Below are 11,635 nucleotides of genomic sequence, written 5' to 3'. Positions count from 1 at the left end.
GTTTCTTTTTCGACCTCGGGGTAATGGGAATAGTAGACCGGTTCCACGAGCTGTTCCCCGATAGCCGCGAGGCAGGCGGGTGAAAGGGGCGTCTGCCCGCAGCTCATGTTGATGCGCTGATCAGCCGATGCCGCCATACGATCGCCGTCCATGTATCTCCTCCCTCCCGGCCGCTAGTGTTCACCGATGTAAACCTCGGTCCACATCAGGCTTCCCACCGTGCCGTCGGGCCGCCTGGAATACCCCTTCAACCAGGGCTTGCGCAGGCCGTAACCGATGGGATGATAGACGAACGCCCCGCCGTAGTCGGACACCAGGACCCTTTCGGCTTGTCTGTACATCGCCGTGCGCCGGCCGGGATCGGTTTCCCCGAGCGCCCGGTCCACGAGATCGTCGAAGGCGGGATTCGTCCAGTCCTGGCGCTGCGCCCCCCGCGGCCGGGAATGCCAGGTCATGTCCAGCATGTTGCGCGGGTCCAGGTAATCCGCGCCCCAGGCGATGAATCCGAGAGGAATCTGCCAGTCGAAAAGGGCGCTCATGTAAGAGCCCATATCGGCGCTGCGGAAGGTGATGTCCACCCCGAGATGGGTTCTCAACATCCCCTGGATCGCCTCGGCGATTCTGCGGGTAATGGGATTGGGCGCCCTCAGCCACGTTTCGACCGTAGGAAAACCACGCCCCCGCGGATAGCCGGCCTCCGCCATCAGCTCCCGGGCCCGATCCGGATCGTACCCCTGAATCGGCTCGTATTCCGGTCCCGCGTAGGCGTCGAATCCGGGCGGAATCATCGAGTAGGCCGGGATGCCCGCTCCCTGGAGAATGACGCGGCAGATCGACTCGCGGTCGATGATCCGGGTAAAGGCTTCCCTCACCCGAACGTCGTCGAAGGGCGGCTGCCGGGTTCTGAAAATCAGGTACCAGGTCTGGTAACTCGGCGAGCGGACGATCTCTCGGCCGAGGCGGGGGTCGCTCTGGATGCGATGAAGCTCCGCGAGGTCGACACTCTCCATGTCCACTTCGTCGTTTTCGTAGGGCAGGATGTTGGCCGCCGCGGGCTCCCGGAACAGCTGGACGACCTGCTCCAGAAAGGGTTTGTGGGGACCGTTGTACATGGGATCCGGCACGTACTTTATGTGACTGCCGGAGACCCACTCGGCCAACTTGAACCCGCTGTTGGTAACGATTTTGCCCTGCTCGGTCCATTTACGACCGTACTTCTCCACGGCCCAGCGCGGAGCCGGAAAGGTATCCGGGAACGATATGATATGCAGGAGGTAGGGCGTCGGCTGTTCGGTCTCGATGACCAGGGTCAGGTCGTCCAGCGCGCGCACGCCCAGCTGTTCGACATCGTCGATCAGCCCCTGGTTGATCGCCCGCGCGTTCTTGAAATCGTAGTAGAAATTCGCGTAGATGTTCGCCGATGCGGGATCGATGTTCCGCCGGAACGTGTACACGAAGTCGTGGGCGGTGACCGGACGCCCATCGCTCCACCGGGCGCCGGGCCGCAGGTAGAAGGTCCAGGTCAGGCCGTCCTCGGATCGTTGATAGCGCTCGGCCGCCCCCGGAACGGGCTGCATGAATTCATCGCGCCACATCAGCATTTCGAAGGGTCTCATGACCAACCCCTCGTCGTCGTAGGGATGGATGCCGGAGTCGATGCTGCGCGGCTCCATGTTCATCACGCGAATGACCTGCTGTGACAGGGGCGCGGCATCCGGCGGCATGACCTTGCCCACCGAATTCGTCCGCTGGCTTTGGCCGGACTGGCTGGGCTGACCGGGGGATACGGAGACGACGGCCAGGATCGCCAGGCCTGCGAGCAGGGGAACCAATAGACGCACCGGACGCATGGGACGCCTTCCGGAGTTGCGTGGACGGGTATGTGAGACGTAAGTAGAGGTTGGAATGCCGAAGCGCGGATTCGAACCGCGACGGGATTTCTCCCACTGCCCCCTCAAGACAGCGTGTCTACCAATTCCACCACTTCGGCGTCACGTCGACGCGCTGGCGGCTGGACCGCCGCGCGACAGTCGACGGATTAAGGCGTGGATCCCTGTTCCCCGGGAGCGGCGGGCAGGCCCGGCTCCGCCTCGGGCAATCCCTGGGCGGGGGACGTCTGCTGGTTTCTCAGGGCTTCTTCCTGGATGATGCTCCGCATAGTCTGCGCATCGTCGGGCAACAGGTTCAGGCCGATGACGATCAGCATGTAAAGCGTCGCGAGCACGGTCGTCACCTTACCCAGGAAAGTCGCGGCGCCCCGGCCGCCGAACATCTGGCCGGCCATGCCGCCGGATGGACCGCCCGCGCCAAAAGCGCTGGACAGGCCTCCGCCCTTGCCCGACTGCAACAGGACAGACAGGATTAAAACGAGACAGACCAGTACATGGATTGTAACCACAGTGGTAAACACGGTGTGTGTCCTTCGATCGGCGAACGGATTACAGCCCGTCCGTCAGCTTGAATCAGCGGCCGTCGATGCCACTCCCGCCCGGACGATCGCCCCGAAAGACGAGGCATCCAGGCTGGCTCCACCGACGAGCGCGCCATCAATGTGCGGCCGGGCCATCAACGCGCCCGCGTTGTCCGGTTTTACGCTTCCTCCGTACTGAATTCGAATCCGGCCGGCGAAATCCTCGTCAAACACATCCGCGATCACCGTCCTCAGGTGACCGTGCACCCGGTCCGCCTGATCGGGGGAAGCCACTCTTCCGGTTCCGATCGCCCAGACCGGTTCGTAAGCCAGGACGAGATCGTCGGCCGTCCCGGGCTCCGTACCCTCGAGACCCCGGCGGACCTGTTCGCCTACGACCGCCTCGGTACGGCCGGCTTCCCGCTCTTCCAGCGTCTCGCCGACACAGAGGATCGGCGTGAGTCCCGCGGAAATCGCCGACCTCACTTTCCCGTTGACGGATTCGTTCGTTTCGTCGAAATACGTCCGCCGTTCGGAGTGCCCCAATATAACGTACCTGCACCCCGAAGTCAACAGCATTCTGGCCGACACTTCCCCCGTGTACGCGCCTTCCGGGGCGGGGTGCATGTTCTGGGCGCCCAGCGAGATGGCACTGCCGGACAACTGCGTGGCCGCCACCGTCAAATGGGTGAATGGCGGGCACAATACCAGGTCCGCGGCCAGGGCGAGCGATTCCGTGCGTTCGATCACCTCGGCGACCAGCGAGGCGCCGTCGACCACGTCGGTATGCATTTTCCAGTTGCCGGCGATGATCAGCCGGCGCGCCACCGTTGTCAAATCCACTCCGGGAGGATGCTATCCGAAAAACACCTGGGCGATTTCATACAACTCCATGTCGACCGTGCGAATCCGGCCGGTCACTTCGGACAGCGGCACGGTCCCGATCTTCGCGCCCTTCAACGCCACCATCTTGCCGAAATCCCCGCTGTGCACCAGGTCGGCCGCGGTAACCCCGTATCTCGTCGCCAGTACCCGGTCGTAGGGCGTGGGAGATCCTCCGCGCTGAATGTAACCCAGAATCGTCACCCGGGTTTCGATCTGCGCCCGGCGTTCGATCTCGGCGCCGACCACTTCTCCGATGCCGCCGAGGCGTACGTGCCCGAACTCATCGACCTGGTCATCCTGGGTTACATGGCCCGGGGTGTCCTTCATCGTGAAACCCTCCGCGACCACGACGAGGCTGAAGGTCTTGCCCCGGTCGATGCGCTGTTTGACGAGCGCGCAGACATCGTCCAGGTCCATCGGCACCTCCGGGATCAGAATGCAGTCCGCCCCGCCGGCGATACCCGACTTGATAGCGATCCAGCCCGTATGCCTGCCCATCACTTCGATGACCATCACCCGGTGGTGGGACTCCGCGGTGGTATGCAGACGGTCTATGGCGTCGGTGGCGATCGTCACCGCCGTGTCGAAACCGAACGTCATGTCCGTCCCGACGATGTCGTTGTCGATGGTTTTCGGAAGGCCGACCATGGGGATGCCGGCTTCGTTCAGGGCCGCGGCGGCGCCCAGAGTATCCTCGCCGCCTATGGCGACCACGGCTTCCAGGCCCAGTTTCCTGACGTTTTCCTTGATCCGTTCAACGTTGCCTTCGTCCTTCATCGGGTTCGTCCGGGATGTCCCCAGAATGGTGCCGCCCCGGTGCAGGATGCCGGATACGGAGGCCAGGCTGAGCGGACTGGTGTCGTTATTGATCAATCCGGCCCATCCATTGCGTATTCCGACGACCGTCGAGCCGTAGGTCTTTATCGACCGGCGGGTCACCGCCCGGATCGCGGCGTTCAATCCCGGGCAATCGCCGCCGCCCGTCAATATGCCGATGTGCATGCGAATCTTCTTTCCCGCCGCCTGAAGGATGATGCGAACTTGCTCAGGCACGCGCGATAGTCAGGGCGAACACCTTTTCGGCGCCTGCCTGAAGCAGGGCCCGGGCGCAACTGTTGATCGTTGCCCCCGTCGTGAATATGTCGTCGACCAGCGAGACCGTGGCGTCGCGCACCGCCTCGACCCGGACGACCTCGAATACGCCCTCGACATTGGCCATGCGCGCCTCGGAACTCAGAGAGGTCTGCGTCGGCGTGTTCCGGCTCCGCACAAGGGCGTTTTCCAGGACCGGAATGCCAGTTTCATCCGATATGCCCCGTGCGATGTGCGCGCTCTGATTATACCCTCGTTCCCGGCTTCTCAGGGGATGCAGGGGCACGGGCACAACGGCCGTAATATGTGGAATCCCGACTTCCCGTTCAACCCTTTTTGCCAGGAGAGAACCCAAGAACCGCCCGATACCGGGGCGGTTTCGGTACTTGAGCTGATGGATGAGATCCTGGAGCGGCCTGTTGAACTGGAACCCGGAAAAAGCGCCGTCGAAGTAAAAGGTACGGCCCGGACAGGCCGGACACGGCGCCACCGGAGCGTCCAGCGGATGGCCGCATCGTTCGCAGTACGGCGCATCGATCGAAAGCAGTCCGGACCCGCAGTCATCGCATATGACCGGCTGATCATCGCACATCCGGGCCCTGCAGAGTACGCAGCACGGTGGATAAACCAGGTCCAGCGCCGTGCGGCCTGCCGTGCGTAACGTGTCGAGAAAAACGGTCATGTGCACTTAACGCGTGGACGACTCCTTCGATAATCGTACCTGACAAGCGAAATCGGCGGAAGCTTTCCGGCGGACCGGTACCCGGCAACGCGCCAGGCAGCGGAAAGAAAACCTGAAAGATGCGGGACCGCCGCGCCCGAATTCGTCACCCGCGACGGGGTCGATTCCGTCCCGACCGCTGCCCCGCGCGGTTTCTGAGCCATCCCAGGAGGAGGAGTCCCATACCGACCAACACGATACTGATCCCCTGGTTGACGGACAGGACCAGGCCACCCAGGCTGCCCAGCGTCATGCTGGATTCATAATACCTGAACAGGTCGACGAAAAACCTGGTGACGGGTTCGCTGATCAGCAGTACGGCGAAGATGAACCCGTCGAATCGCGGCTTGCGGTCCAGCCAGAGCAGCAGGCCGAAAAGTCCGAACCCCAGCACCGCGTTGTAGAGCTGGGCGGGATGCAGGTGGACGTCCGGATAGAATGAGCCCGCAGCACTGAACGCCGGAAAGACGACGCCCAGGGCGGACTCGGTGGGCAGACCGAAACAGCAGCCGTTCATGAAGCAGCCGACGCGGCTGATCCCGATTCCGAGGGCGATACTCGGCGCAAAGGCGTCGCAGGCCTTCCAGACGGACAACCCGTTCATGCGGAGGTACAGTATGGATACCAGGATGGCCGCTATGAACCCGCCGTACATGGTCAGCCCGGTCAGCCCTATCGAGCCGGAGCTTTGAAAGGGACTTATAATATCCAGGGGGTTCGCGCTGAACTCGTTCCAGTGGGGTATGACGTACATGATCCTTGCTCCGACAATGCCGGCTAGCATGATGAGCAGGCTCATGTTGATCATCTTGTTCTGGTTCAGGCCACGTGCCCTGGCCCGTCTCAGCGCCAGGATAATCCCCACCAGGAAGGAAACGGCCAGCAATAGACCGTAGGTTCGTACACTCAATGGACCGATTTCAAAAAGTATGGGATACATGTGCTGTCCTTGTTCGCGGCGGAAGTCGGAAATCAGTAGTCGAATCGATGACGCCAGACATTGAGCAGCAGGCCGCACAGAATCAGGCTGGTCATCAGAAAGGAGCCACCGTAGCTGAGAAAGGGCAGGGGTATGCCGGCGATGGGCAGCACACCTACGGCCATCCCCACGTTCATGATCACGTGAAAGGTGAAAACGGATACGCAGCCGGCCGCCAGCAGGCTCTGGTACCGGCTCTTGACGTTCATGGAGATATAGATGCCGATGAGTATGAAGAGGTAATACATGCCGAGGACGCCGATCGAACCGGCGAATCCGAATTCCTCGGCGATGACGGAGAAGATGAAATCGGTGTGCTGCTCGGGGAGGAACGCCAGGCTGGTCTGGGATCCCTGCAGAAAACCGCGTCCGAGCAGTCCACCCGATCCTATGGCTATCTTGGACTGGATGATCTGGTAACCCGCGCCCTTCGGATCGACCTGGGGATTCAGAAAGGTCTCGACGCGCCGTTGCTGGTAGTCCTGCAGCGAGTCCCAGAGCGGTTTCGCACCCAGGCCGACGCCCAGATGGGTAACGATCAGAAACACGGTAACGAATCGCGGCGGCCATTTCAGGTACATTACTCCGGCCACGACGAGTATGAAAACCGACCAGATGACCCAATCGAACCCGCTCACTACGCCGATTACAACGCCAATCAGGGGAGAAACCATGAGCAGCAGCTCAAGGACGCTCAATCCCGCCCAGAGCAGTATGCCGCAGAAGATCGCGCCGAAAACGATTGACGTACCCAGATCGGGCTGAGACAGAATGAAGAAAACGGGCAGAGCCACGATCATTCCGCAGATGGTCATTACCGAGGGCCGGCGGAAGTCGGTTCTGACCTGGGAAAGATACTGGGCGAGTGCCAGTATGACGGCAATCTTTGCCAGTTCGGAAGGCTGTATGCCGATGAAACCCAACCTTATCCAGCGGCTGGATCCCTTGACGGTACCCGTGGCCGACACGATGACGAGCAGGACCAGCGCCAGCACGAAAACGGGTATGGTAATGGCTTGCAGGAACCGGATGGGCAACATCGAAGTCACGTACATGACGCCTATGCCGAAGAGGAACCACATGGACTGCAGCATGTACCGGGACATGCCGAGGCCGGTTTCATCCTGCGTGGCGCTGTAGATCACGGCGATGCCGAACGCGGTCAGCAGGACGGATATGATGACGAGTGTACGGTTTAGCTGGATTTCCATGGGATCTCAACCGAATCTTCAGGGTGGGGCATATGCTCCGGACCCGGAGCCGGCACGGCCCGCAACGGGTTTGTGTTCGAGAGAAAGGTAGGCATCGATAACCCGCCTCACGACGGATACGGCAGAACCCGAAGGGGCATTCTCCATGACAGCCGCCACGGCGATTCGCGGCGAATCGGCCGGAGCGTACCCGACAAACCAGGAATGATCCAGGCCATGTGGATTCTCCGCTGTGCCCGTCTTTCCGGCCACCTGCGCGTAGGGCAGCCGCGCCGACCTCGCCGTCCCCTCATTTACCACGGCAATCAGGGCGTCTTGAATCAGGCGCATTGTTTTCGGGGAAACGGGCAGCCGGTCCCTGACCACCGGTTCCCCGGCTTCCAGTGTCTCGCCTTCGGCCGACTCTATCCGGTCGAGTATGTAGGGGTTGTACAGCAAGCCTCCATTCGCCACCGCGGCAATCATCGTCGCCATCTGCAAGGGCGTGACAAGAAGCTCGCCCTGGCCGATCGCCAGATTCAGGATTTTCCCCGGAATCCAGGCGCGGTTCAGCGCCGGATCGTAGAGGCCGGCATCAGGCACGAGGCCGGGCTGTTCGGCGCCCCCATCGAAGCCGGTCGAGGTACCGAAACCGAAGCCGCGGGCGTACCGTCCCCAGCGATCCAGCCCGAGCAGGTGTCCCACCTGGTAGAAATAGACATTGCACGAATGGGTCATGGCATCCCTGAACGACATCGCGCCGTGACCGGAGGTCCAGCACCCCGCCCAACGATTACCGAAACGGTATCCGCGATTGCAGGAACGGAAAACCATGGTCTGCGTTACCATTCGTTCTTCCAGCGCGGCGGCGGCCGTTACGATTTTCATCGTCGAAGCCGGCGGATACTGCCCGTCCCGGGTCCGGTCCAGCAGGGGTGTGAGTGGATGGCCGCGAAGCGCATCCCACACCTCCTGGGGTATTCTCTCCGTAAACAGGTTGGGATCGTATCCGGGCCTGCTGACGATCGCGATCACCGCGCCGGTCGCGGGATCGATCGCGACCAGCGCTCCAGCCAGATTGTCGGGAATCGCCTCCTCGGCCACCGCCTGAATCCTGGTATCCAGGGTCAGATACACGTTCTTCCCCGTTTCCGGCAGAAGAACCGGCATGCCGGGAAGGGGGCCGAGCTCTTCGCCCCGCGCGTTAACCTCCCTGAACTCCATGCCGTTCTGGCCGCGAAGGTACCGTTCAAAGGCTTTCTCCACCCCCAGTTTTCCAATAATGTCGCCGGATCGATATCCCTGTTCAGCCAGTTCCTCCAGTTCCGGCCGGTTGATCTCGGAAACGTAACCGAGCACATGGCTTGCCAGCGTACCCATGCCGTACATCCGGTCGGGCGTAATCTGAACGATTACACCAGGCAGTTCCAGCAGGTGTTCTTCCACCCGCGACGCGATTGCAAAGGAAACACTCCGCTGGACGGGAATCGGATTGAAAGGATTCACCGATGAATCGCGGAGCCTCCTTCGTATGGCTGAGGCGTCCCCTCCGATCAGTTCCCCCAGATAACCCACGGTTTCGTCGGACGTCTCGAATGGCGCGGCCGCGATGGTATAGGTAGGCCTGTTTTCCGCCAGGACAACGCCGTTTCGGTCCAGAATCAGTCCTCGCGGCGCCTCGAGCACGACGGGCCGAATCCTGTTCCGTTCCGAATGTGCCCGGTACTCCTCGCCTGAGATTATTTGAAAATAAAACAGACGAACGGCCAGCAGCAGAAAAAGTGCGGTGACTATGCCGATAAACAGATACAACTGGCCCCGGTGCGCGGGGTTGTCATTCTGGGAATAGCCACCGGACATTGATCTGTCCCTGCCGAAAGGTAAAACCGAGTATGAGTATCAGGGCCACCGCGATGGTATAAAGCATCGAGGGCAACGAAACCGTCACCAGCATGGCAGCCGATTCAGTCAGCTGGAACCGGGTAAAAATGAGCCAGTAAATCGTGGCATGGACCATGCTGGCTGTAAGCAGCGTGAGCAGCAAGGTGGAGAGGGTGTCCCGGTAGAGCGTGTTTCCGGCAATCCCCGCACCGTATGCAATCAACGTGTTGCACATGGCGTTGAGTCCCAGATTCTCCGGCGGGCCGTTGAAATCCTCCAATAGTCCTACGCTGAATCCCAGGATAGTCCCCGTGAAAGCCCCGGATCCCATCGCGCCATAGATAAGCATCATCAATACGAAGTCGGGCCTGATGACGCCCCGAATGGCGATATCGTGCCCCCAGGTGCTGTCGATTACAAACGCCAGAAATAGTAGGATAGCGTGTTTTAGATGCATGGAATAGCTGGATCATAAATCCCGGCCCCGGTTAGATAAACCCACAACCCACGTTTATTGGACCAGGAGCGAATCGACCGCAACGGGTGTTTCTTCTCCCACGATGACAAACACTTCTTCCAGACGATTCAGATCCACCGCCGGAATGATAGATACCCGTTTGAACAGGTTCCTGCTTCCCAGCGCGATCTGGCTGATCCGGCCAACGGGTAATCCGGATGGAAAGGTTTCGCCCAGGCCGGAAGTCACCACGCGGTCTCCTAGGCGGACGTCGCACCGCAACGGCAACTGCATGTATAATCCGTTACTCCGGTAGCGTATGATACCCTGTTCCCGACTCCGCTGGACCAGCCCGCTGATACGGCAGTTTCTGTCGGTCAGCAGCTGGACGAAGGACGAAGTCCGGCCGACTTCGATGATTCTTCCCAGGACGCCGTCTTCCATAACCACGGCCATGTACTTGCGGACCTGGTCGGAACGACCGACGTCGATGACCATGGTGTTCAACCCCTGATCGGTGTTCCAGCCGATGACTTCGGCGGGAATATAGGTGTACTGCTTCCGGTCTTTAAGACTGAGCAGTCCGCGCAGTCGCTGGTTTTCGAATCTGCGTTCCTCGAGATCGACCGCCTGTAACTGCATCTGGACAAGCTTCTGGCGCAGAAGCTGGTTTTCGGATTTCAGGTTGAAATACGAGGGGATGAAGGCGAAGGCTTCCTGAAACGGCGTCAGCACCGTCAACCAGACCATGCGCGTGATACTGACCTGCCTTGGCGGAGACGCCGTCAACAGCAGGACCGAGATGATCATGGCGAGGCCGAACACGGTGTACTGGCGATGACGATACAGGACGTAAAAAAACCGGAACATGCTAGTCTTTAAGGACGCTCAGCTTGTTTTCGAAGGCGGCGAAGTTCTCTATGATCTTTCCCGCCCCTCGAACCACCGAGGTCATGGGCTCGTCATCGAGCCTTACCGGCAACTTGGTCTCCTTGGTGATCTGCCTGTCCAGGCCGGGCAGCCGGGACCCGCCGCCGCTTATGACGATTCCGCGATCGATGATATCGGCCGCCAGTTCGGCGGGCGTCGATTCCAAGGTCTGCCGCACCGCCATGATCACCCCGTCTAGCGGTTGCGAAAGCACCCTGCGGATCGCCAGGGAATCGACCATGACGGAACGGGGTATCCGATCGATCAGATCAAGCCCCTTGACCGTCATTTCAAGCTCCTTGTCAAATACGGGATAGGCCGATCCGAGTTTCCACTTGATTTGTTCCGCCATATTGAAACCGATCTGAAGGTTGCAGTCGTTTTTCATATGATTGATAATCGCCTCGTCCATTTCATCGCCGCCGATACGTATCGACTTCGCCGTCACGATTCCGCCAAGGGAGATCACGGCGATCTCCGAAGTCCCGCCGCCGATATCGATAATCATGCTCCCAATCGGCTCCTCCACGGGCAGAGAACATCCGATCGCGGCCGCCATGGGTTCGGAGATCAACAGCACTTCCTTGGCGCCGGCCCGCTCCGACGAATCCCGGACCGCCCTCATTTCAACGTCGGTCACCCCGGAAGGAATGCACGCCACGACGCGGGGCCGAATGAAGAACGAGCTCTTGAGTACCTTGCGGATGAAGTATCGAATCATGGCTTCCGTGTACTCGAAGTCGGCGATCACGCCATCACGTAACGGGCGGTGCGCCTTGAGGTCGGGCGGTTCTCTCCCGAGCATGACTTTGGCCTCGGCCCCGACGGCGACGACCTTCCCGGTCTTGGTGTTGACGGCCACCACGGAAGGTTCGTTGATTACAATGCCTCTACCGCGGACATAGACGAGCGTGTTGGCCGTACCCAGATCAATGCCGATGTCGTTGGAAAAGAAATTCGGCAAGGATAGACGCATTTTACCTCCCTTACCTCCCATTAATCCCTTCTAAAACAAAAGGCCTGGCGCATGACAACCGGCTGGCTCTACGCCAATTTTCGTTTCAAGTCAGCCAGGTGGCGATGAGGCACC

At 60.5% G+C, this 11,635-nt stretch carries 11 protein-coding genes and 1 tRNA gene; all 12 read right to left on the bottom strand.

The annotated features are described in order from the left end of the window. Positions 1-173: 173 nt before the first annotated feature. Complete coding sequence (locus OXG98_10320; GenBank protein ID MCY3772397.1) at positions 174-1,850, bottom strand: peptide ABC transporter substrate-binding protein; 1,677 nt, start codon at positions 1,848-1,850, stop codon at positions 174-176. A gap of 56 nt (positions 1,851-1,906) precedes the next feature. Next, positions 1,907-1,990 (bottom strand) — tRNA-Leu (locus OXG98_10315). A 48-nt stretch (positions 1,991-2,038) separates the two neighbouring features. After that, positions 2,039-2,410, bottom strand: a complete 372-nt coding sequence (secG, locus tag OXG98_10310; GenBank protein ID MCY3772396.1) for a preprotein translocase subunit SecG — start codon at positions 2,408-2,410, stop codon at positions 2,039-2,041. 42 nt (positions 2,411-2,452) lie between these two features. Next, the gene (gene tpiA / locus OXG98_10305) at positions 2,453-3,247 is read right to left on the bottom strand and encodes a triose-phosphate isomerase (GenBank protein MCY3772395.1); all 795 of its coding nucleotides are present in this window, start codon (positions 3,245-3,247) and stop codon (positions 2,453-2,455) included. Positions 3,248-3,265: 18 nt separating this feature from the next. Further along, a complete protein-coding gene (locus OXG98_10300) occupies positions 3,266-4,297 on the bottom strand; it encodes an ATP-dependent 6-phosphofructokinase (protein ID MCY3772394.1) in 1,032 nt (343 codons plus the stop codon). A 43-nt stretch (positions 4,298-4,340) separates the two neighbouring features. Further along, positions 4,341-5,069 (bottom strand): ComF family protein, encoded by a 729-nt coding sequence (locus OXG98_10295; GenBank protein ID MCY3772393.1) that lies wholly within the window; start codon positions 5,067-5,069, stop codon positions 4,341-4,343. Between the two features lie 145 nt (positions 5,070-5,214). Next, positions 5,215-6,048, bottom strand: coding sequence for a prolipoprotein diacylglyceryl transferase (lgt, locus tag OXG98_10290; protein ID MCY3772392.1), 834 nt, complete (start codon positions 6,046-6,048; stop codon positions 5,215-5,217). 32 nt (positions 6,049-6,080) lie between these two features. After that, positions 6,081-7,298 (bottom strand): rod shape-determining protein RodA, encoded by a 1,218-nt coding sequence (gene rodA, locus OXG98_10285; protein MCY3772391.1) that lies wholly within the window; start codon positions 7,296-7,298, stop codon positions 6,081-6,083. An 18-nt stretch (positions 7,299-7,316) separates the two neighbouring features. Then, entirely contained in the window at positions 7,317-9,137 is a 1,821-nt protein-coding gene (gene mrdA / locus OXG98_10280) for a penicillin-binding protein 2 (protein ID MCY3772390.1), read from the bottom strand. Further along, entirely contained in the window at positions 9,112-9,615 is a 504-nt protein-coding gene (mreD, locus tag OXG98_10275) for a rod shape-determining protein MreD (protein MCY3772389.1), read from the bottom strand. Before mreD ends, mrdA begins: the two co-directional genes overlap by 26 nt. Before the next feature lie 54 nt (positions 9,616-9,669). Next, complete coding sequence (gene mreC, locus OXG98_10270; GenBank protein ID MCY3772388.1) at positions 9,670-10,485, bottom strand: rod shape-determining protein MreC; 816 nt, start codon at positions 10,483-10,485, stop codon at positions 9,670-9,672. 1 nt (position 10,486) lies between these two features. Further along, entirely contained in the window at positions 10,487-11,521 is a 1,035-nt protein-coding gene (locus OXG98_10265; GenBank protein MCY3772387.1) for a rod shape-determining protein, read from the bottom strand. Between the last annotated feature and the right edge of the window lie 114 nt (positions 11,522-11,635).

Source organism: Gemmatimonadota bacterium (genome assembly GCA_026706345.1).
GTDB lineage: Bacteria > JAAXHH01 > JAAXHH01 > JAAXHH01 > JAAXHH01 > JAAXHH01.
The sequence above is the reverse complement of the archived record's forward strand: the minus strand, read 5'-3'. Positions and strand labels throughout refer to the sequence as shown.

Bases quoted from the DNA above. Each gene is read 5' to 3' on its own strand.
- lgt (MCY3772392.1), bottom strand. From the start codon at position 6,048: ATGTATCCCATACTTTTTGAAATCGGTCCATTGAGTGTACGAACCTAC.
- OXG98_10320 (MCY3772397.1), bottom strand. From the start codon at position 1,850: ATGCGTCCGGTGCGTCTATTGGTTCCCCTGCTCGCAGGCCTGGCGATC.
- mrdA (MCY3772390.1), bottom strand. From the start codon at position 9,137: ATGTCCGGTGGCTATTCCCAGAATGACAACCCCGCGCACCGGGGCCAG.
- OXG98_10295 (MCY3772393.1), bottom strand. From the start codon at position 5,069: ATGACCGTTTTTCTCGACACGTTACGCACGGCAGGCCGCACGGCGCTG.
- OXG98_10300 (MCY3772394.1), bottom strand. From the start codon at position 4,297: ATGCACATCGGCATATTGACGGGCGGCGGCGATTGCCCGGGATTGAAC.
- rodA (MCY3772391.1), bottom strand. From the start codon at position 7,298: ATGGAAATCCAGCTAAACCGTACACTCGTCATCATATCCGTCCTGCTG.
- mreC (MCY3772388.1), bottom strand. From the start codon at position 10,485: ATGTTCCGGTTTTTTTACGTCCTGTATCGTCATCGCCAGTACACCGTG.
- OXG98_10265 (MCY3772387.1), bottom strand. From the start codon at position 11,521: ATGCGTCTATCCTTGCCGAATTTCTTTTCCAACGACATCGGCATTGAT.
- mreD (MCY3772389.1), bottom strand. From the start codon at position 9,615: ATGCATCTAAAACACGCTATCCTACTATTTCTGGCGTTTGTAATCGAC.